Source organism: Nocardia sp. NPDC051833, assembly GCF_040681225.1.
In the GTDB taxonomy this organism is placed as follows: Bacteria; Actinomycetota; Actinomycetes; order Mycobacteriales; family Mycobacteriaceae; genus Nocardia.
In genome coordinates, this window is the sequence record NZ_JBFAYK010000004.1 from 302,325 (window position 1) to 323,632 (window position 21,308).

20 protein-coding genes are annotated in these 21,308 nt (G+C 70.4%); 13 read left to right on the forward strand and 7 right to left on the reverse strand.

All coding sequences use genetic code 11. The annotated features are described in order from the left end of the window. Positions 1-99 precede the first annotated feature (99 nt). The 5 genes from ligD to AB0L91_RS29830 form a co-directional block, all read right to left on the reverse strand. The gene (gene ligD, locus AB0L91_RS29810) at positions 100-1,059 is read right to left on the reverse strand and encodes a non-homologous end-joining DNA ligase (protein ID WP_365015719.1); all 960 of its coding nucleotides are present in this window, start codon (positions 1,057-1,059) and stop codon (positions 100-102) included. Between the two features lie 63 nt (positions 1,060-1,122). Continuing rightward, the gene (locus tag AB0L91_RS29815) at positions 1,123-3,291 is read right to left on the reverse strand and encodes an MMPL family transporter (RefSeq protein WP_365015720.1); all 2,169 of its coding nucleotides are present in this window, start codon (positions 3,289-3,291) and stop codon (positions 1,123-1,125) included. A gap of 216 nt (positions 3,292-3,507) precedes the next feature. After that, positions 3,508-3,897 carry a hypothetical protein gene (locus AB0L91_RS29820; RefSeq protein WP_357348059.1) on the reverse strand — a complete coding sequence of 130 codons (390 nt, stop codon included), beginning with the start codon at positions 3,895-3,897 and terminating at the stop codon, positions 3,508-3,510. Positions 3,898-3,961: 64 nt separating this feature from the next. Beyond that, the gene (locus tag AB0L91_RS29825; RefSeq protein WP_365015722.1) at positions 3,962-5,062 is read right to left on the reverse strand and encodes a methyltransferase; all 1,101 of its coding nucleotides are present in this window, start codon (positions 5,060-5,062) and stop codon (positions 3,962-3,964) included. Between the two features lie 316 nt (positions 5,063-5,378). Beyond that, entirely contained in the window at positions 5,379-7,502 is a 2,124-nt protein-coding gene (locus AB0L91_RS29830) for a RecQ family ATP-dependent DNA helicase (protein WP_365015724.1), read from the reverse strand. Between the two features lie 273 nt (positions 7,503-7,775). Here AB0L91_RS29830 and AB0L91_RS29835 point away from each other — a divergent pair, with 273 nt between their 5' ends. Then, complete coding sequence (locus AB0L91_RS29835) at positions 7,776-8,258, forward strand: hypothetical protein (RefSeq protein ID WP_365015726.1); 483 nt, start codon at positions 7,776-7,778, stop codon at positions 8,256-8,258. 1 nt (position 8,259) lies between these two features. Here the strand turns inward: AB0L91_RS29835 and AB0L91_RS29840 are convergent, their stop codons facing one another. After that, a complete protein-coding gene (locus AB0L91_RS29840) occupies positions 8,260-9,483 on the reverse strand; it encodes an RtcB family protein (RefSeq protein ID WP_365015728.1) in 1,224 nt (407 codons plus the stop codon). 104 nt (positions 9,484-9,587) lie between these two features. Between AB0L91_RS29840 and AB0L91_RS29845 the strand changes: the two genes are divergently transcribed. Continuing rightward, complete coding sequence (locus AB0L91_RS29845; protein ID WP_365015730.1) at positions 9,588-10,409, forward strand: LAGLIDADG family homing endonuclease; 822 nt, start codon at positions 9,588-9,590, stop codon at positions 10,407-10,409. Positions 10,410-10,428: 19 nt separating this feature from the next. On the opposite strand, the gene AB0L91_RS29850 is transcribed toward AB0L91_RS29845, so the two are convergent. Next, positions 10,429-11,304 carry a ribokinase gene (locus tag AB0L91_RS29850; protein ID WP_365015732.1) on the reverse strand — a complete coding sequence of 292 codons (876 nt, stop codon included), beginning with the start codon at positions 11,302-11,304 and terminating at the stop codon, positions 10,429-10,431. A 183-nt stretch (positions 11,305-11,487) separates the two neighbouring features. Between AB0L91_RS29850 and AB0L91_RS29855 the strand changes: the two genes are divergently transcribed. From AB0L91_RS29855 to lexA, 11 genes are all read left to right on the forward strand, one after another. Beyond that, positions 11,488-12,753 carry a glutamate-5-semialdehyde dehydrogenase gene (locus tag AB0L91_RS29855; RefSeq protein ID WP_365015734.1) on the forward strand — a complete coding sequence of 422 codons (1,266 nt, stop codon included), beginning with the start codon at positions 11,488-11,490 and terminating at the stop codon, positions 12,751-12,753. After that, the gene (locus AB0L91_RS29860) at positions 12,750-13,628 is read left to right on the forward strand and encodes a MoxR family ATPase (protein WP_357348046.1); all 879 of its coding nucleotides are present in this window, start codon (positions 12,750-12,752) and stop codon (positions 13,626-13,628) included. The genes AB0L91_RS29855 and AB0L91_RS29860 overlap by 4 nt, the downstream gene beginning before the upstream one ends. 1 nt (position 13,629) lies before the next feature. Continuing rightward, entirely contained in the window at positions 13,630-15,021 is a 1,392-nt protein-coding gene (locus AB0L91_RS29865; protein WP_365015736.1) for a VWA domain-containing protein, read from the forward strand. Positions 15,022-15,032: 11 nt separating this feature from the next. Then, positions 15,033-15,374, forward strand: coding sequence for an MmcQ/YjbR family DNA-binding protein (locus tag AB0L91_RS29870; protein WP_355277166.1), 342 nt, complete (start codon positions 15,033-15,035; stop codon positions 15,372-15,374). A 152-nt stretch (positions 15,375-15,526) separates the two neighbouring features. Next, a complete protein-coding gene (locus AB0L91_RS29875; RefSeq protein WP_365015738.1) occupies positions 15,527-16,513 on the forward strand; it encodes a hypothetical protein in 987 nt (328 codons plus the stop codon). Between the two features lie 11 nt (positions 16,514-16,524). Next, a complete protein-coding gene (nadD, locus tag AB0L91_RS29880; protein WP_355278584.1) occupies positions 16,525-17,166 on the forward strand; it encodes a nicotinate-nucleotide adenylyltransferase in 642 nt (213 codons plus the stop codon). Between the two features lie 28 nt (positions 17,167-17,194). Beyond that, positions 17,195-17,608, forward strand: coding sequence for a ribosome silencing factor (rsfS, locus tag AB0L91_RS29885; RefSeq protein ID WP_316573883.1), 414 nt, complete (start codon positions 17,195-17,197; stop codon positions 17,606-17,608). Beyond that, entirely contained in the window at positions 17,605-18,264 is a 660-nt protein-coding gene (locus AB0L91_RS29890) for a histidine phosphatase family protein (RefSeq protein ID WP_218721444.1), read from the forward strand. The genes rsfS and AB0L91_RS29890 overlap by 4 nt, the downstream gene beginning before the upstream one ends. Further along, a complete protein-coding gene (gene octT / locus AB0L91_RS29895; protein WP_365015739.1) occupies positions 18,254-19,726 on the forward strand; it encodes a diglucosylglycerate octanoyltransferase in 1,473 nt (490 codons plus the stop codon). The genes AB0L91_RS29890 and octT overlap by 11 nt, the downstream gene beginning before the upstream one ends. Before the next feature lie 3 nt (positions 19,727-19,729). Continuing rightward, on the forward strand, positions 19,730-20,572 hold the full coding sequence (locus tag AB0L91_RS29900) for a DegV family protein (protein WP_355278588.1): 843 nt from the start codon (positions 19,730-19,732) through the stop codon (positions 20,570-20,572). A gap of 80 nt (positions 20,573-20,652) precedes the next feature. Next, positions 20,653-21,303, forward strand: coding sequence for a transcriptional repressor LexA (lexA, locus tag AB0L91_RS29905; protein ID WP_365015742.1), 651 nt, complete (start codon positions 20,653-20,655; stop codon positions 21,301-21,303). The last annotated feature ends 5 nt before the right edge of the window (positions 21,304-21,308 follow it).

Sequence of the window (21,308 nt, forward strand, 5' to 3'; positions counted from 1 at the left end):
CGCCGCACCGTGCGGCCGAGCAGTGTCGGAATCCGATTCTTCCCTCTCGCGCGCGACCGTGCCGCCCCACCCCGGCTGCGCGGGGTCAGCGGGGCGGGTTCACGGTTCGTCGAGGTCGACGGGTTCGTCGACGCCGTGCCGGTCGGCCAGGTCGAGCAGCGGCGTGATGTCGAAGACCGCGTCGTCCATGTCGGCCTGGAGATCGCCGAGTTCGGCGTAGCGGGCCGGGACGGTCTCGATGGTGAAGTCGCGCGGGTGGATGTCGTCGATCTCGGTCCAGCGCACCGGCGTCGACACCGTCGCCGCGGGCACCCCGCGCACCGAGTAGGCGGCGGCGATGGTGTGATCGCGGGCGTTCTGGTTGTAGTCGACGAACAGCTGGGCCGGATCGCGATCCTTGCGCCACCACGCGGTCGTCACGTCGGCGGGCGCGCGCCGCTGCACTTCCTGGGCGAAGGCCAGCGCGGCCCGCCGGACCGCCTTGAAGCCGTGTTCGGGCGCGATCCGCACGTAGACGTGCAGTCCCGAGCCACCGGAGGTCTTGGGCCAGCCGACCGCGCCCAGCTCGTCGAGCACTTCGTGCACCACCCCGGCCACCCGCCGCACCCGCGACCACGGGCAGTCCGGCATGGGATCGAGGTCGATGCGCCACTCGTCGGGTGACTCGGTATCGCTCGCCCGCGAATTCCAGGGATGGAACTCCACGGTCGACATCTGCACCGCCCAGATCACGTCGGCGAGTTCGTGCACGCAGAGTTCGTCGGCGTGCCTGCCGTAGCGCGGGAAGTACACCCGCACCGTCGAGATCCAGTCCGGCGCCCCACCGGGCAACCGCTTCTGATGGACCTTCCCGCCGGGCAGCCCTTTGGGGAACCGGTGCAGCATGCAGGGCCGATCGCGCAGTGCGTTGACGATGCCGTCGCCCACGCTCAGGTAGTACCGCACCAGGTCGAGCTTGGTCGCGCCGAGCTCGGGGAAGTACACCCGGTCCGGATTGCTGACCCGCACCGTGTGCTCACCCACCGGTAGCTCCACCGCCGGTGTCGCAGACTTGGCCACACGGGCAACGATAGACGAGCAGGTCCGCTCCCGAGGGGGAGCGGACCTGCGGTACCTTCCGTGTCAGCGGCGCTGTCGCACCGGTGGCGTGTAGTAGCTCTCGGCGTAGGAGTACTCGGCCCAGCGGGGTGAGCGCTCCTCGTCGCTGTCGCCACCGTGGCCCGGCCACCAGGCCCGCTTGCCCAGCAGCGCGGTGACCGCCGGGGTGAAGAACAGCGCCATCACGAAGGCCGCGATCGCGATGCCCACCGAGATGGCGAAGCCCATCTGCGACAGCGAGCTGTTGCCCGCCAGCATCATCGAGGCGAAGGTGCCCGCCAGGATGAGTCCGGCCGCGGCCACCGTCGGCCCGGTGTGGCGCACCGCCAGCGCCGCCGCCTCGCGGGGCGTGTGCCCCTCCCGGGATTCCTCCCGCAACCGGGCGACCATCAGGATGTTGTAGTCGGTGCCGAGGGCTACGACGAACAGGTACATGATCACCGGCAGCGTGAAGATCAGCCCGTGCTCGCCCTGGATCTGCTGGAACACCAGCACCGTCGCGCCCAGCGTCGCGGCGAAGCCGAGGAACACCGATGCCATCAGGTACCACGGCGCGACGAGGCTGCGCAGCAGCAACGCCAGCACCAGCATGATCAGGATCGCGGCCACCGGGAACACGATCCGGTAGTCGTGGTTCATCGCGTCTTCGAAGTCGACGAACACCGCCGTCATGCCGCCGACCGCCGCCGTGGCGCCCGCCGGTGCCGCCTGGTGGGCGACCTCGCGCAGCGGCCCGGCCACCGTGTCGAGGGCGGCGTCGGATTCCGGCGCGTTCGCCAGCGTCACCTGGAAGTTCGCGATCGTCCCGTCCGCCGACAGCTGCGGCGCCCCGACCTGCCCGACACCGTCGACGCCGGTCAGCGCCGTGCGGTAGGTCGCGAGCTGATCCTCGGCCAGCGGCGTGGCCGACTGGAGCAGGACGTCCGAGGGCTGGGTGGCACCCGCGGGCATGCCCTTGAGCAGTTCGGTGGTGAACGCCACCGACTCCGAGGCATCGGTGGTCGAGCCCGAGTTCAGGTCGAAGGTCGGATTGAACCCGAAGGCGAACACGCCCAACGCCACCAGCACACCGCCGGAGGCGACGGCGAACACGCCCGGCCGCCTGCCCATGGCCGCGCCGATCGCGCCGAACCGGGCGCCCTTGGGCTCGACCTGCCAGGCCTTCGACGGCCAGAACACCTTGGTACCCAGCAGCGAGACGATGGCGGGCACCAGCGTGAGCCCGGCCAGCAGCGCCACCGCGACCGCGATCGCCAGCGCCGGGCCCAGCGCACGGAACATCCCGAGGCTCGACAGGGTCAGCGCCATGAACGCGATGATCACCGCGGCCGCGGCCGACGTGATGGCCTCGCCGACCCGGGCGACGGCATTGACCATGGCGGTCTTGGGATCGTCGCCCGCCCGCAGCCGCTCCCGGTACCGGAACATCAGGAACAGGATGTAGTCGGTGCCGACCCCGAACAGCACCACCAGCAGGATCGAGTTCACCGAGGTGTCGATCTCGAGGTCGAAGGCCTTGGCCGCCATGGCGATCAGACCACCGACGGTGCTCGAGATGGCGCCGATGGTGATCACCGGCAGCAGCGCGATGACCGGGCTGCGGAAGATGATCAGCAGCAACACCAGGATCAGCACGATCGTGGCGATGCCGATGATCGCCATGCCCTTCTCACCCTGCTCGGTCTGGTCCAGCGTCTGCGCCGCCGTGCCGGTGATGCCGGCTTTCAGCCCGGTGTCGCGCACCTGATCCTTCAGCTGCTCGCGCAGACTCTGCACCGCCTCGCCCTGGGTCTTGTCCGAGGCGTCGGTGAGCTTGGCCATCTGCACCGCGATGACCTGGACCAGGCGATTCTCCGAGGGCGGGGTCACCTGGATGCCGGTGACGCCCTTGATGTTCTGCGCCGTGAGCGCGCCTGCCACGGCGGTGACGGTGGCCGAGTCGGTCTCGGTCAGCGGGCCGCCGTCGGCACGGACCGCGACGATCAGCGCGGCGGGCGCGGCATTCTGCGGGAAGGCCTGCTCCTGCAGCTTCATCGCCTGGATGGACTCGTAATGCGAAGGAAGGAAGGCGGATTGGTCGGTTGTCGCGGTGAGCGCGGGCGCCGTGGACAGCACGGCGACGATCGCGATCACCCACAGCCCGATCACTTTCCACGGATGGTGGACGACGACGCGCCCCAGTCTGGCGAACATGGTGAGAGTCCTTTTCGATATCGGAATGCGCATATGGGCATGGGTATTCGAGCGGCGAGCCCCTGTTCCGGCTCGTCGTCACTGGTCGGTATGCGGTTGTGCGGCGACTGTGCGCCCCGTCCGACTCACTATAAGTAGATGTATACGTATAGGGCAAGAGTCAAAAAAAGTCCGCACGGATCGACTCCGTGCGGACCGCGGATCGGCGGCGCGGAACTACAGCTCGTACACGCCGAACGCCCGGTTCTGGATGCACATCGGCATCACGTGGACCCGGTCGGTCCATTCGAATTTGGCTGCCGCCTCGACGGTTCCGCGCTCGTCGACGCACACGCTCGCGGTGCCCGGCATGGTCAGCGGGTTCAGCACGGCCAGCGGAATACCGGCGTGGATGCCGCTGTAGAGGCCACCGCTGAAGCACAGCGGGGTGATCGCGATGCCGCGCTGCGCGCTCTCGCGGTCGGCCGCGGCCTGCGCGCCCGGCACGCCCGCGCAGTCGAGGGGGTTCTCGTTCGACGCCTGGGCGGGAACGGTCAAGAGGGTGAATCCGGCCGCACAGCCCGCGGCGACGGCCATCAGGGATCGAGCAAATGAGGTCCTGGTCATAGCCGCATTGAAACACTGGTGGCGGGTCGCACACACAATCGGCGGCGGCGTGTCGACCCGCCAGTCAGCGCGGAACGGCCTCGAGCACGCAGTCCGGCGCGGCCGTCTCGACCGTCCGCACCAGCGTGAAGCCGCTGCGCGCCAGCAGCGCGCGGAACTCGGCTTCGGTGCGTTCGTGTCCGCCCTCGGTGTTCACCAGCATCTCCAGATCGATGAATTTCCCCGGATGCGGACGCTGATGATCGGGCAGCACCAGTTCGAGCAGCAGCAACGTCGAGGTGGGGCGCATCGCGGCGCGCACGGTGCGCAGGATCTGCTCGGCGTGCGCGTCGGACCAGTCGTGCACGATGTGTTTGAGCAGGTAGACGTCACCGCCCTGGGGGACCTCCTCGAAGAACGAGCCGCTCTCGACCGAGCACCGCTGCCCCAGACCCGCCGCCTCCAGGTCGGCGGTCAGATCGTCGACCACGTTCGGCAGGTCGAACACGATGCCCTGGGCCGCCGGATACCGGCCGAGGATCTCGGTGAGCAGGCTGCCGCGCCCACCGCCCACATCGATGAGCGTGCCGAAGCGGCCGAAATCGTAGGCGGCGAGCAGCGGCTCGATCGCCAGGGTGCTCACGCTGGTCATCGCGTTGTCGAACAACTCGCCGACCTCGCGGTTCACCGCCGCGTACTCGAAGAAGCTCGCCCCGTCCAGGGCCTGGCCGACGGCTTCGCCGGTGCGCACCGCGTCGGTCAGATGGGTCCAGTGGTTGCGATGGAACGGCGAGCCGAAGAACCGCGACAGATCGCGCAGCGTCACCTCGGCGTCGCTGCGCAGCGCGTCGCCGATCCGGGTGAGCTCGTAGGAGCCGTCGCGCCGCTGGGCGAACACGCCGTAGCTCACCAGCAGGCGCATCAGCCTGCGCAGCCCGTCCTCGTCCACCTCGAGCGCGCTCGCCAGCTTCGCCGCCGTCCGTGGGCCCTCGGCCAGCTCGTCGGCGATGCCGAGTTCGGCGGCGGCGCTGATGGCCTGGGACAGGAATCCGGCGATCTGGAGATCCAGCAGGGCGATGTGGCCGGGAACCAGCTTCCGCTGCAGGGCGCCGAGCGCGTCGCGCACCCGTTCGATCGCGCGGAGCACGGGCAGCGGGGGGAGCTTCTTCGGTGCTGTGGACGTCATCGTCGACTCCATCGTCGGCCGGTTGACCTGCACGTACGGACCGAGCTTACGGGAATCGCGGCCTGTCGGGGAGGGTTCGCGGGCGGCAAGCCGTGCGGTGGCGGACCTCCCTGGTGGCCTTCGCCCTTGGCACCACCACGGAGCCCCGGTCAGTTGCAGGGCCGCTGCGCGGTCGCAGCCGCGGCGCTCGGCGGTGGGGCGGTCGCGGTGCTGATGCTCGGCGGTGGGGCGGCCGCGGTGCTGATGCTCGGCGGTGGGGCGGCCGCGGTGCCGATGCTCGGCGGTGGGGTGGCTGGTGCGTCGTCGCGGGATCCGATCAGGTCGGCGTCGCCAAGGCGAACGGCAGGACCGCGTCCGCGCCGCTGGTGCGCAGGGCGTGGGCGGCGACGGTCATCGTCCAGCCGGTGTCGGTGAGTGTATCGACCAGCAGGATCGGGCCGTCGACACCGCTCAGATCCGGCACCTCCCACGAGTCGAACAGCCCGGCGACCCGGTGCGCGGAGTTCGCCGCCGACACCGGCGGCCGGTCCGGCCTGGTGTGCAGGGTGCCCAGGTTGTCGAGCCGCCCGACCTGCGCCAGCCGCGCGGCCAGACTCGCGGTAAGCTGTGGATAGCGCGGTGATTCCAGCGCCAGCACCGAGGTCGGGCGGGCGGCCCAGTTCCAGTCCCGCAGCACGGCCACGCACGCGTCGAACACCGCGTCGGGCACCGGCGCGTCGGGGCCGTCGAGCAGCGCGCGCAGCCGCTGACCCCAGCCCAGATCGGTGAGCCTGCCCAGCACCCGGCCGGTGTCGGCCGCGCCGGTGATCTTGCCCGACAACGGGATTCCCAGTTTCGCCATGCCGGTAGGCCACTGCTTGCGCGGTGCCAGATCGAGGCCGGGCCGGTCCAGCCTGGCCCGGGTGGCGGCGACGGCGGCCGCGTCCACGGTGGTATCGGGACGGGTGCCGGTGCAGTTGTCGCAGCGTCCGCAATCGGGGGTCGTGGCGTCGAGGGCGCCGAGGCCGGGATCGTCGAGCTGACGGCGCAGGAAGGTCATCCGGCAGGCGGTGGTCGCCTGGTAGTCGATCATCGCCTGCTGCTCGGTGTCGCGGGCGGCGGCCAGGCGTTCGTAGCGCTCGGTGTCGTAGGTCCACGGCTCACCGGTGGACAGCCAGCCGCCGCGCACCCGGCGCACCGCACCGTCCACGTCGAGCACCTTCAGCACCATCTCCAGCCGCGACCGGTTCAGCTCGACCAGCGGTTCCAGCGCCACCGTCGACATCGGCCGATCGGTGTCCAGCGCTGCCAGCACCGCGCGCACGATGTGCTCGCGCGGGAACGCCACCGAGGCGAAGTAACTCCAGATCCGCGCGTCCTCCGCGCCGGGCAGCAACACCACCTCGGCCCGATCGGTGCCGCGCCCCGCGCGCCCGACCTGCTGGTAGTAGGCGATGGGGGACGAGGGCGCGCCCACGTGCACCACGAAGCCGAGATCCGGCTTGTCGAAGCCCATGCCCAGCGCCGAGGTCGCGATCAGCGCCTTCACCTCGTTGTTCAGCAGCGCGCCCTCGAGCACTTCGCGTTCGGCCGGATCGGTCTGGCCGGTGTAGGCGGCGACCGTATGCCCGTGCGAGGTCAGCACGTCGGCCAGATCGTGCGCGGCGGCCACCGTGAGGCAGTAGATGATGCCCGACCCGGGCAGCCGGTCCAGCTGGGCGCCCAGCCACGCCGTGCGCTGCACCGCGTCGTCGAAGCGGACCACCGACAGATGCAACGACTCGCGATCGAGCGTGCCGCGCAACACCAGCGTGTCGGTGCCGATCTGCCCGGCCACGTCGGTGACCACCCGATCGTTGGCCGTCGCCGTGGTCGCCAGCACCGGCACATCCGACCCGAGATCGGCGATCAGCGTCCGGATGCGGCGGTAGTCCGGCCGGAAATCGTGCCCCCAGTCCGAGACACAGTGCGCCTCGTCGATCACGACCAGACCCGCGTCGGCGGCCAGCCGGGGCAGCACCTGATCGCGAAAGTCGGGATTGTTCAACCGTTCCGGGCTCACCAGCAGCACGTCGACCGCGCCGGCGGCCACCCGCTCGTGGATCTCGTCCCACTCGGTGACATTGCCCGAGTTGATCGTGTCGGCCACCACCCCGGCCCGTTCGGCGGCGGCCACCTGATTGCGCATCAACGCCAGCAGCGGCGACACGATCACCGTCGGCCCCCGCCCCGCCCGCCGCAGCAGCTTCGCCGCGATGAAATACACCGCCGACTTACCCCAGCCGGTCCGCTGCACCACCAGGGCCCGGCGCCGCTGCACCACCAGCGCCTCGATCGCGACCCACTGGTCCTCGCGCAACCGCGCCTGCGGCCCGGCGAGCTCGCGCAACAACTCCTCGGCGCGTTCGCGCAGGTCGGGAGCCGTCAGATCGAGCACGTCGTGGCCGGTCGCTGAGGTCATGCCGACCATGCTGCCCGACCCCACCGACAGAGACGACCCCCGGTACAGTTCCGCCTCTCCGGGATTTTTGGCCAGAGTCAGGTGCGGGGGGCTCCAGCCGGGCGGCCGGCGGAGAGAGGGGGCCAGGTGAGCCCGTACCCGGCGAGTTACCCATGTCCGTGCGAGATCTGTTGGTGAGAATCGTCGGGCGGGGGCGGGTGCCGCGTTCTCTCAGCGAAATGTGGGCTGGGGGAGGACAATAGGGGTGGTTACCGGACTTGCCGGAGGGGCTCCATGGCGAACCGATTCGACCCGCCTGCTGGGTGGGCGCCGCCCGGGGCGCAGTTCCGGACGAATTCGGGGGTTTCGCGGACGGTGGCCGGTGCGTTTCTCGCGCTGATCGTCACGCCGCTCGGGATGGCGCTGGCGGCGCACGGCGCGCTGGACACCAGCCGGTGGGTGATTCTCGGCGACGCCGCCGACCGCCTCGGCTCGACCCTGCAGATCATCGTGGGCGCCGTGCTGTTGTTGCTGGTCAGCGCGCTGGCCGGGTTCACGCCGATCGCGACGATCCTGGCCGGGTTGGTGTGGGGTGTGCTGCCGGGGCTGGCCTACTTCGTCTCGCCGGAGAGCACCTGGCGGATGGTGGGGGATCTGCCGCTGATGACCGACGAGCTGCACATCGCGCTCAACGCGTGGATCACCAGCGGCTTCACCTTCGTCCTCGGGCTGCTGCTCGTCGGCGCGGGTGTGGCGGGCACCCTGCGCCGACGATGACTCAGCCCTTCACGCAGAGGACCTGACGCAGCGTCGCCACCACGTCGACCAGGTCGGCCTGCGCCGCGATCACCTCGTCGATGTCCTTGTACGCGGCCGGGATCTCGTCGACCACGCCCGCGTCCTTCCGCGATTCCACGCCCTCGGTCTGCGCGACCAGATCGGCGACGGTGTACTGCTTCTTGGCCGCGGTCCGGCTCAACCGCCGTCCCGCGCCGTGCGAGGCCGACTGGAACGAGGCCGGATTCCCCTTGCCCCGCACCACATACGACCGCGTCCCCATCGACCCGGGAATCAGCGCGAGATCACCGGCCCCCGCCCGCACCGCGCCCTTGCGGGTCACCAGCATCGGCATCCCGTCGATGATCTCCTCCGCCACATAGTTGTGGTGGCACGAGATCGGCTCGTCGAAACGCACGTCCCGCTCGCCGAACTCGTCCCGCACCGCCCGGCACACCAGCGACAGCATCACCGCCCGATTACGCGCCGCGTACTCCTGCGCCCAGGTCAGATCCCGCCGATACGCCGCCATCTCGGGCGTCCCCCCGAGAAAGACCGCCAGATCCCGATCGGGCAGCGACTGATTGTGCGGCAACGCCCGCGCCACCGCCATATGCCGCTCGGCCAGCTCCTTCCCGATATTGCGCGACCCGGAATGCAACAGAATCCACACCGCGTCGTCCTGGTCGAGGCAGACTTCGATGAAGTGATTCCCGGATCCGAGCGAGCCGATCTGCTTGTGCGCCTTGGACTCCAGCGACGACACCCCGGGGTGCAGCTCGCCGAACGAACGCCAGAACCGCTCCCAGCCGTTGACGCGCGTCTGCGCCTGTCCATGCGAGGTCGCGAACTCGGTGCCCAGCTTGGCGACATTCACCGCTTCCTTGTGTGCCTGGAAACCGACCGGCACCGCCCGCTCGATCCGGCTGCGCAGTGACCGCAGATCGTCGGGCAGATCAGCGGCGGTCAGATCGGTCTTCACGCTCTCCATACCGCAACCGATATCGACACCGACTGCGGCCGGAGCCACCGCGTTCCGCATGGCGATGACCGACCCCACCGTCGCCCCTTTGCCCAGGTGCACATCGGGCATCACGCGAAGTCCGTGCACCCATTCCAACTCCGCGATATTGCGGAGCTGACGTAGCGCTGACTGGTCGATCTCGTGCTCGTTGGCCCACATGAGCGTCCGAGCCCTGGTACCGCGCAGCTCGACGGGAAACATGGTTGTTCCTCCCCTGGTTCGTGTGTAGTAAAGGTAGGTAACAGTGGGGCGGGCTTGCATCTGGTTTTCGGCGATACCGGAAGCACGGGCGATCGGGGGATTCGATGGCGTCCAGCGGCGAAGCACCGGAAATGGTGCTCGACCCGGCGATTCCGGCGGTCGCTTATGTGCTGGGCCTGCTCCAGACCGACGGCTCGCACGAAGGCAGCCTCGAGGGAAAAGGCAGGATCTCGCTCGAACTCTCTGCCCGGGACGACGATGTGCTGACGCAAGTCGCGGACGTTCTTCCCTGTTATTCGTCGATCGGGCGGAGAAGTCGCGCGACCAACTTTGCCGATCGCTCGGAGACAGCGACCCTGCGGTTCTACGACAGGTCGACCCGGCAGGCGTTCGCGAATCTGGGCGTGCCGGTGGGCCGAAAGACGAGACATATCGGACCACCGGCTCAGCGGTTCGCTGAAGCCGACTATCTCCGCGGGTTGCTCGACGGCGATGGATCCATCGGATTCACCCGGAAGGGCGAGCCCTTCGTCAGCTTTGTGACGGCGAGCTCGGCTGCGGCGGAGTTCTTCTGCCGCGCCGTGCGAAACGTTTGCGGGGTCGAGCGAAGTTGTCGTCCCAATCGGCGAGACGGAGTCTGCAATGTCATGGTCTTGAACCGTGCGGCGGCGCAGCTCGCGGCGTGGGCGTGGTACGAGCCGACTGTGATCGGCGTCGAGCGAAAGCGGGCAGCGGCGACGCGTGTCGCGCAGTGGTCGCCCGCTCCCGCGAAAGCGGGCCGATACGGCGTGACCCGGAAGAGATGGACAGCAGCCGATGACGAGGTTGTCCGCGCGAACACGCCGACGGTTGCGGCAGCGTTGTTGGGGCGTACGGTTTCGAGCGTTTCCGCACGACAGTGGAGGCTGCGGCGTGCAACGGGCTGAACGGCGGCATCATCCCTGGTCACACGGTCCGAAGTATCGCCTCGACTTCCGCTTGCCCAGGGATCGAGGAGCTGGCGCCGAGTCGGGTGGTGGCCAGGGCGCCTGCGGCGTTGGCCCAGGTCAGCGCCGGGTGTGGGCCGGTGGGCCAGGTGGCGACCAGGGCGCCGGTGAAGGCGTCGCCAGCGCCGGTGGTGTCGACGACGTCGACCGTGCGTCCGGGGACGGCGAACTCGGTGCCCTCGGCTGATCGATACCGGGCGCCGTCGCCGCCGAGCGTGCGCACGACGTGTGGAATCCGGTCGAGGTCGGACGAATAGTGTTCGGACTCCAGCGCATTCACGATGGCGAGGTCGACATCGGCCCACAGCGCGGCGGGCAGCGGCCGCACCGGTGAGGGATTGAGCGCGACGATCGTGTGCGCGGCGCGCGCGTGCCGGGCCGCCGCGGCCACGGTGGCGAGCGGAATCTCCAGCTGGCACAGCAGGATGTCGGCGGCGGCGATCGCCGCGAGCTCGTCCGCGGTCAGCTCGGTCACCTGCCCGTTCGCGCCCGCGACGACGATGATGCTGTTCTCCCCGGACTCGTCCACGACGATCGTGGCCACCCCGCTCGACCCGTCGACGGTCCGCAGCAGGGAGATGTCGACGCCGGCGCCGGACAGCGTCGCGCGCAGCGTGGTCCCGAACGCGTCGTCGCCGGTCGCGCCGAGGAAGCGCACCCGCGCACCCGACCGCGCCGCCGCGACGGCCTGGTTCGCGCCCTTGCCCCCCGGCACGGTCGCGAAGCCGGACCCGAGCACGGTCTCGCCCGGCGCGGGCCGCCGCGCCGTGGTGGTGACCAGATCCATGTTGACGCTGCCGAGCACGACGACGGTGGGTGCGGCGCTGCGGTCCATGCGGCAAATCTAGCTGTGACCCCACCGCGGGCGCGGGTTCCCGGCCGGATCACTCGGTGACCTGTGGACAAGTCCCGCGGTGCCCGAAACCTGTGGACAACTCGGTCCCGCCGCCGGTCGGAGCCGTATTCCGGGGTCCGGGCGGCGTCGAGGCGGACCGGCGGCCTGCGTACGCTGATACCCATGACGGTAGAAGTGACCCCCGAGCTCGACATCCGCGCAGCGGTGCACGACGCCGCCCGCAGGGCTCGCGTCGCGTCCCGCGTGCTGGCTCAGCTCACCACGGCGCAGAAGAACGAGGCCCTGCACGCGGCGGCCGACGCCCTGCTCGCCGCCGCCGACCGCGTGCTGGCGGCCAACGCCGCCGACATCGCGGCCGCGCAGGCCGCGGGCACCGAGGAGAACCTGCTCGACCGCCTGCGGCTGACCAAGGCCCGCGTCGACGGCATCGCCTCCGGCCTGCGTCAGGTGGCCGGGCTGCCCGATCCGGTGGGCGTCGTCGTGCGCGGTTCCACGCTGCCCAACGGCCTCGAGATCCGCCAGACCAGGGTGCCGCTCGGCGTGGTCGGCATGGTCTACGAGGCGCGCCCCAACGTCACCGTCGACGCGTTCGGCCTCGCGCTCAAGTCGGGCAACGCGGCCCTGCTGCGCGGCTCGTCCTCGGCCGCGAACTCCAACGCAGCCCTCGTCGAGGTGCTGCGCGAAGCCCTTGTCTCCCAGGGCCTCCCGGCCGACGCGGTCCAGCTGCTGCCCAGCCACGACCGCTCCAGCGTCACCCACCTGATCCAGGCCCGCGGCCTGGTCGACGTGGTGATCCCGCGCGGCGGCGCCGGCCTGATCAACGCGGTCGTGCGCGACGCGCAGGTGCCGACCATCGAGACCGGTACCGGCAACTGCCACGTCTACGTGCACTCCGCCGCCGACCTGGACATGGCCGAGGCCATCCTGCTCAACGCCAAGACCCGCCGCCCCAGCGTCTGCAACGCGGCCGAGACGGTGCTCATCGACGCGGCGGTCGCCGAGTCGGCGCTGCCGCGGCTGAGCAAGGCGCTCGAAGGCGCAGGCGTCACCATCCACGGTGATCTGCCCGGCCAGGTGCCCGCCACCGACACCGACTGGGGCGAGGAGTACCTCACCCTCGATATCGCGCTGAAGGTCGTCGACGATCTCGACGCCGCCGTCGAGCACATCAACACCTGGGGCACCGGCCACACCGAGGCCATCGTCACCGCCGACCTGGCCGCCGCGCGCGAGTTCACCACCCGCGTCGACGCCGCCGCGGTGATGGTGAACGCGTCCACCGCGTTCACCGACGGCGAGCAGTTCGGATTCGGCGCCGAGATCGGCATCTCCACCCAGAAGCTGCACGCCCGCGGCCCGATGGCACTGCCCGAACTCACCTCCACGAAGTGGATCGTGTGGGGCGACGGCCAGACTCGGCCGGTGTGATCGTGACACTGGTACAGGAACCGATCTTCACCTCGGTCGACGACGTCATCACCCGCCTGGCCGAGACCGGCTACCTGGCCGACAAGGCCACCGCCACCTCGGTCTTCCTGGCCGACCGGCTGGGCAAGCCACTACTCATCGAAGGTCCGGCGGGTGTCGGCAAGACCGAGCTGTCGCGCGCGGTGGCCCAGGTCGCCGGCGCCGAACTGGTCCGGCTGCAGTGCTACGAGGGCGTCGACGAGGCCCGCGCGCTCTACGAGTGGAATCACGCCAAGCAGATCCTGCGGATCCAGGCGTCGAGCGAGAACGACTGGGCCGAGACCAAAGCCGACGTCTTCACCGAAGAATTCCTGCTCTCGCGCCCGCTGCTCACCGCGATCCGGCGCAGCGAGCCGACGGTGCTGCTGATCGACGAGACCGACAAGGCCGACGTCGAGATCGAGGGCCTGCTGCTGGAGGTGCTCAGCGATTTCGCGGTCACCGTGCCGGAGCTGGGCACCATCACCGCCACCCGTAAGCCGTTCGTCGTACTCACCTCGAACGCCACCAGGGAGCTGTCGGAAGCGCTCAAGCGCCGCTGCCTCTACCTACACCTGGACTTCCCGGACGAAGACCTGGAGCGTCGCATCCTGGCCAGCCGGGTGCCCGAGCTGTCGGAGTCGGTCGCCGAGCAGCTGGTGCGGATCGTGCACGTGCTGCGCGGGATGCAGCTCAAGAAGCTGCCGTCGGTGGCCGAGTCGATCGACTGGGGCCAGACGCTGCTCGCCCTCGGCGCAGGCGACCTCGACGACGCCACCGTGCGCGCCACGCTCGGCGTGGTGCTCAAGCACCGCAGCGACCACCAGCGCGCGCTGGCCGAGCTGAAGCTGGCCTGAGATGACAGCGCCTGCGCCGCACGGCCTCGGCGGGCATGTCGCCGGGTTCGTCGCGGCCCTGCGGGCCCGTGGTGTGCCGGTCGGGCCGTCGGAGACCGTCGACGCGGGCCGGGTGCTGACCGTGCTCGACCTGCTCGATCGTGAGTCCGTGCGGGAGGGGCTGGCGTGCGCGCTGCTGCGCCGTCCCACTCACCGCGCCACCTTCGACGGGCTGTTCGACCTGTGGTTCCCGGTCGCGGTGGGGGAGCGCTCCGCCGAGACGCGCGAGCTGCCGCGCACACCCGACGGCCGGATCGACCTGCCCGCCCTGCGCGAGCAGCTCGCCGAACTGCTCGCGGCCGAGGACGGTGGTCAGCAGTTACAGCTGCTGGCCGGGCAGGTCGTCGAACAGCTCGGCCAGTACCAGTCCGCGCGCGGACCGTCGTTCTCCGCCTATCAGGCGATGAAAGACCTCGCGCCGCAGACCTTGCTGTCCCGGGTACTGGCGGGACTCGCACTGCCGCCGGACGCGAGCGACCGCGACACCGAGGTGGCCCGGCGCATCGCCAGGGAACGGATCGCCGGATTCCGGGCGAGTGTGGAGGCCGAGACCAACCGCCGCGTGGCCGAACAGATCGGGCGCGACCGCGTCGCCACCTACGGCGTCGCCCGCCAGGCCGAGGACGCCGACTTCCTGCGCGCCTCCGAACGCGAACTCGTCGAGCTGCGTCGCGGCAGCCAGCGGCTGGCCCGCATCCTGGCGTCCCGCCTGGCGGTGCGGCGCAAGAAGGCCCGTCGCGGCGAGATCGACCTGCGCAAGACCCTGCGGGCGTCGATGTCGACCGGTGGCGTCCCGATCGATCTGGTGAATCGCAAGCCGCGGCCCGGCCGCCCGGAACTGGTGCTGCTGTGCGACATCTCGGGTTCGGTGGCCGGCTTCAGCAACTTCACCATGCTGCTCGTGAGCGCGTTGCGTGAGCAGTTCTCCCGGGTCAGGATCTTCGCCTTCGTCGACCGCACCGACGAGGTCACCGGCTTCTTCGACCCGTATGTCGGCCTCGACAACGTACTCACCAGGATCTTCACCGAGTCACGGATCATCGACGCCGACGGGCACTCCGACTACGGCCAGGCCCTGACCACCTTCGCCGACAACTTCGGTGACGCCGTCACCAGCCGCAGCTCGCTGCTGGTCCTCGGCGACGGTCGCACCAACTACCGCAATCCGAAGCTGGACATCCTGCGTCAGCTCGTCGACACCGCCCGGCACGCGCACTGGCTGAACCCGGAGCCGCGGAACCTGTGGGGCACCGGTGATTCGGCGGCGCGCGACTACGGCGAGGTGATCGAGATGCACGAATGCCGGTCGGCCCGGCAGCTGACCGATGTGGTCTCCCGGTTGTTGCCCGTCTGAAGGAGCTGGTGATGAGCGAGGATCTGCTGACCTACTGCCTGGCCAAACCCGGTGCCTGGCAGGACGAACCGTGGGAGGGCGACATCGTCGCCAAGGTCGGCGACAAGATCTTCGCCTTCCTCGGTGACGGCGGCGCGATCGGTCTCAAATGCGGCCGGGACCGCGCCGAGGCCGACGAGCTGGTGCACGTCTACCCCGGCGACGTCACCGCCTCGGCCTACATCGGCCGCTACGGCTGGAACAGCGTCACCGTCGGCGGCGCCGTCCCGCCCGACGAACTGCGCGAGCTGATCGACGCCTCCTACGACGCGGTCGTGGCCAAACTGCCGAAGTCCAAGCGCCCCACCGGCTGATCGTTTCAGCGGACGTTAAGCCGCTTACAGGCGCCCTCCACCAAGATCACCGCCATGCTGGCAGGGGCGTCGCGCGACGACGAGCGGTTCGGTCGACGGGCGTCGTCCGACACGGTGGTACGAGTGGTGGCACGGCGGGCGCGGTCGACCCGGTGACCGATCCGCTCGCGAACGACGGCGCGGGGGCCGTCCCGTCGCCGTGCGCACCCCACAGCACGGTGCCGTCCGGCGAGATCGTGCGCCCCGAGCACCTGCGTCCCGGCGCGGGCGCGCGGGCCGCGCGGCGGCTGGCCGATGTCGCGGCGACCCGGCTGGCCGACGCGCCCGCCGCCGCGGAGGAACAGTTGCGCCGGGCCTTGGTCGTCGGCTGCGGCGAACTCGACGGACGCGAACTCGCCGAGTTGCGCACCCGCCTGGTCACCGCGATCGCCGCCCAACCGCGCCGCGATCGCGACCTGGCCAGGGCGGCGGCCGCCGCCGCGGCGTGCTGGCACCCGATCTCGCCCGCCGACGCGGCCCACCTGTGGGTGGTCGCGGGCAGGGCCTGGGCGCGGGCGGGCAGGCACGCCGAGGCGGTCACCGCCTTCGACCGACCGCTGCTCACCGGCGCTGTCGCCTATCCGCCCGGTGAGCTCGCGCTGGTCCGCGCCGAGTTCGCCGAGTCGCTGCTGCGGCTCGGCCGCTACCGGCAGGCGGCCTGGCAGTTCACCGAGGCGGCCCGGCTGCTCGCGAGCTCGCCCGCCCAGCGGCGCAGGCACGCGGACCTGGTGTGGTCGGCCGCCGTCGCCCGCGAGTGCTGCGGCCAGGAGTCCGCGGCGCTGGGCGGCTATCTGCGCGCCGCGGGCCTGTGGGGCGAGCTGGACAAGATCGTGCCGCGGGCCCGCTGCCTGCGCGCGGCGGCGTGGTTACAGCTGCGCGGACCCCAGGGCCGGATCCGCGGTCCGTGGTGGGTCACGATCGACGTCTTGATGGCCGAGCTGAATCAGCGGCTCGCCGCCGAGCCCGCCGCGCACATCGCCGACGAGCTCGACCGCACCCGCGCCCAGTTCGCCCAGATGTGCGCGCAGGCGTCGGGCCCGAACGACCGCCCGGCCGCTCGGGGGCGGTCCGGTCCGGTCGAGTGGTGGCAACCCGGTTAAGCTCGGACCTCATGCACGAGACAGCTCGGCCGCGCCGCAAGCTCGGCGTCATGGGCGGGACGTTCGACCCCGTTCACCACGGTCACCTGGTCGCGGCCAGCGAGGTCGCGAACCGGTTCGAGCTCGACGAGGTCATCTTCGTTCCGACCGGACAGCCGTGGCAGAAGGTGAACAAGCAGGTCAGCCCCGCCGAGGACCGCTACCTGATGACCGTCATAGCCACCGCGTCCAACCCGAGGTTCTCGGTCAGCCGGGCCGATATCGAACGCAACAAGGTCACCTACACGGTCGACACCCTGCGCGAGATGCAGAATGCCCATCCCGACGCGGAGCTGTACTTCATCACCGGTGCGGACGCGTTGGCCAACATCCTGACATGGCAGGATTGGACCGAACTGTTCGAACTGGCGAAGTTCGTCGGGGTGAGCCGTCCGGGGTACGAGCTGAACACCGACCATCTCGAGGAGCATCTGCGGGACCTGCCCGCCGATGCCGTCACGATGATCGAGATCCCCGCGCTGGCCATCTCGTCGAGCGAGTGCCGCCGCCGCGCGGCGGAGGGTCGGCCGGTCTGGTACCTCGTCCCCGACGGCGTGGTGCAGTACATATCGAAGCGGCACCTGTATGTGCCCGCAGGAACGGAAGGTAGCTGACGTTGAGCCACACGAGCGAGGTGCAGTCGTGACTGCCACTGCCGAAGCGGTCGAAATGGCCAAGGTCGCCGCACTCGCGGCCGACGACAAGCTCGCCACCGACGTCGTCGTCCTCGACGTCTCCGAGCAGCTGGTGATCACCGACTGCTTCGTGATCGCCTCGGCGCCCAACGAGCGTCAGGTCAACGCGATCGTCGACAACGTCGAGGAGAAGCTGCGCGAAGCCGGGCACAAGCCGGTTCGCCGCGAGGGCACCCGCGAGGGTCGCTGGGCGCTGCTCGACTACGTCGACATCGTCGTGCACATCCAGCACAACGACGAGCGCAATTTCTATGCGCTGGAGCGGTTGTGGCGTGACTGCCCGACCGTGGCCGTCGAGGGCATCGCCACCCCGGCGACACCCGCCGCCGACGACGCACAGGTAGAGGGCGACACCGAGTGAGCAAGTACGCCCATGTGCGCACGCTGATCCTGCTGCGGCACGGGCAGACCGAGTGGAACGCCGCCGACCGGATGCAGGGCCAGATCGATACCGATCTCACCGACCTCGGCAGGCAGCAGGCCAAAGAGGCGGCGCGGGAACTGGTGTCCCGCAACGCGATCGCGGTCCACGCCTCCGATCTGCGCCGTGCCAAGGAAACCGCGCAGGCGCTCGGCGACATCAGCAATCTGCCGGTCGTCACCGATCAGCGACTGCGGGAGACCCACCTGGGCGACTGGGAGGGACTGACCCATCTCGAGGTCGACGCCGACTATCCCGGCGCGCGTGTGCAGTGGCGGCTCGACGCCACCTACACACCGCCCGGCGGCGAGAGCAAACTCGAGGTGGGCGCGCGTGCGCTTCCGGTGGTGCGCGAACTGTACAACGAGCGACAGGATTGGCCCGGCCGGACTATCATCCTGGTTGCGCACGGCGGGCTGATCGCTGCCCTCACGGCCGCGTTGCTGGAACTGCCTCCGGAGAACTGGCCCGCCCTCGGCGGGCTGGCCAATACGAGCTGGGTGCAGCTGTCCAGCCACGGGCCCGACATCGACCGACCCGGCTGGCGCCTCGATGTTTGGAACGCAGCGGCGAAGGTAGCTCCCGATGTCCTCTGAAGAGCCCGTCCGATCGGTACCGGACGAACTGTTCCAGCAGGTGACGGCCAAGGCCGGACGGCAATTGCCGGACGCGCTGTTCGGCCCGCCACCCGCTAAGCCCGCACGCCCCGAGCGTGAGGAGCCCATCCGTTCGGTACCGGACGAACTCTTCAAGCAGGTCACCGCGCGCAGTGAGCGCTCGCTACCCGATGCGCTGTTCGGTCCGCCGCCCGCGTCGGTAGCCGCCGAGCCCGAGCAGTCCGAGGCCGCTGCCGGTGAATCGGCGGTGGCCGGCTCATCGGACGACGCGGACGGCGATGTCGACGGCGAGCCCGCCACAGCGGGCGCCGCTGTCGCCGATGCCGTCGAGGCGGATTCCGCCGCGCGGCCGGACGCTGAATCGACTGTCGCGCAGCCGGATACCACCGAGACTGCCGACACCGAGGTAGTCGATGGTGCGACTCCCGTCGATGCGTCGCCCGCCGAATCGGCGGCCGAACCCGCTGCGGCGCTGGATCTCCAGTCGGCAGGTGCGGCCGATGGTTCCGCCGACCCGGACGCCGCGGCGGACGTGGTGCCGGACGTGGTCGCGACGGAGACAGACGATGCCGTCGCGGCATCCGCCGATTCCGTCACGGTGGCCGCTGCGGTCACCGAGGTGGCGGCTCCGGTCGCGGAGACCGCTGTCGCACAGGGTGAATCGCTCGGTGCGGCGGCCGCGGAGGTCGTCCTCGTCGAGGAGTCCACCGCGCCCCGGCCGGTGGAGTCCGCCTCGCCGCGGCCCGTGCTGCTGGTGATCGCCGACTCGCTCGCCTACTACGGACCCAAGGGCGGCCTGCCCGCCGACGATCCCCGGATCTGGCCGAATATGGTGGCCGCCGAACTGGATTGGGATGTCGAGCTGATCGCCCGGATCGGCTGGACCTGCCGCGACGCCTACTGGGCGCTGATCGGTGACCCCCGGGTGTGGGCCGCCGTGCCGCGGGCGGGTGCCGTCGTGTTCGCCGTGGGTGGCATGGACACGCTGCCCTCGCCGCTGCCGACCGCGCTGCGCGAGCTGATCCGCTACATCCGTCCGCCCAAGCTGCGTCGCGGCGTGCGCGCCTCGTACAACTGGCTGCAGCCGAAGCTGTCGAAACTGGGTCGGCCCGTGGCACTTCCGCCGAAGGTGAGTGTCGACTACCTCGAGCAATCGCGCGAGGCGCTCAATCATCTGCGTCCCGAGCTGCCCGTGGTCGCGGTGCTGCCGTCGGTACACAAGTGCGATGCCTACGGGCGGGTGCACCGGGGCCGGGCGCGCGCGGTCAAGGCGCTGCAGGCGTGGTCCGGCCGTACCGCGGTGCCGCTGGTCGACCTCGGCGAGGCCGTGCGCGACGACATCGAGTCGGGCGCGGCGAACCCGGACGGCATCCACTGGGGCTGGGCCGGGCACGCGGCGGTGGCGACGGCGATGACCAAGGCGCTGCAGGAGGTCCGGTAGTCCGTGACCGTTGTGGTGGTCACCGATTCGGCGGCCGGGCTGTCGCCCGACGTCGTCGGCGAGCTCGGTATCGAAGTGGTCCCGTTGCATGTGCTCGTCGGCGACCGGGAGATCCGGGAGGGTGTCGACCCCGTCGAGATCGATTACTCGACGGACTCGGTCACCACCTCGGCCGCGTCGCCGGGCGAGCTGCGCGAAGTCTACGAGCGGGCGCTGAGCCGCAGTGACGGAGACGGTGTCGTCGCCGTGCATCTGTCGCGCACGCTGTCGGCGACCTGGGAGTCGGGCAGGCAGGCCGTCCGTGACATGGGCGCCGAAGACAAGGTGCGCCTGGTGGATTCGCTGGGGGCCGGCTTGGCGACCGGCCTGCCCGTGCTCGCGGCCGCCCGCCGCGCGCGGGCGGGTGAGGCGCTGGACGCGGTCTACGAACGCGCGGTGACGGCCGCCGCCCGTGCCCGCACGTTCATCCTGGTCAACCGCACCGAGCAGCTGCGCAAGGGCGGCCGGCTGAGCAGTGCCGCCGCGTTCTTCGGCAGCGAGCTGGTGACGAAGCCGCTGCTGCAGCTGGTCGAGGGCAAGCTGGAACTGCGCGAGAAGGTGCGCACGCGGTCGCGCGCCTACGCCAAGCTGGTCGCGGCCGCGGTGGAGGCGGCCGGGCGCGACGGTGCGGCCCTGGCGGTCCAGCACCTGGGCGCCGCCGATGCCGCGGAGAGCATCGCGGCCCAGCTGCGGGAACAGGTGCCGGAAGTCGAGGAGCTGTACGTCGGCGAGTTCGGTCCCACCCTGGGTGTCCATCTCGGTGTCGGCGCGCTGGGCGTGCTGGTCGTGCCCGGTGGGTGTTCCTGACCGGCGCCGCTTTCCGGCGCTGAGGGCACGCCGGGAGCCTGCGCCGACGGTCCGGACCGCTGGGCCTCTACGATGCCCCGGTGACCGGATACGACGACTTCGACTTCCCCGACACCGCGCACCTGCCGCCCCGCAGGCAACACATCCTCGCCGTGATCCGGGATTCGGTGCTCGCGCACGGCTACGCGCCGAGCGCGCGGGAGATCGCCGACGCGGTCGGCCTGCGGTCCACCTCCACGGTCTCCCAGCATCTGAAAGCGTTGGAGGAGGACGGTTTCCTGCGGCGCGGCACCGGGATGGCCCGCCAGATCGATGTGCGCCTGTTCCTGCGCGACACCCCCGCCGCCGGTTCCCGTGACTCGGTGACCGTGCCGGTGGTCGGCGACATCGCCGCGGGCACGCCGATCCTGGCCGAGCAGCACGCCGACGATCTGCTGACGCTGCCGCGTGAACTGGTCGGTCGCGGTGAGGTTTTCGGGCTGCGAGTGCGCGGCGACTCGATGATCGACGCCGCCATCTGCGACGGCGATCTGGTCGTCGTGCGCAGCCAGCGCGAGGCGACCAACGGTGACATCGTCGCCGCCATGATCGGCGAGGAGGCCACCGTCAAGGTCTATCGCCGGCGCAACGGTCACGTCCTGCTCGAACCCCGCAACCCCGCCTACTCGGTCATCGATGGCGACGAAGCCGTGATCCTGGGCCGCGTGGTCTCGGTGATGCGCCGCGTCTGAGGGTG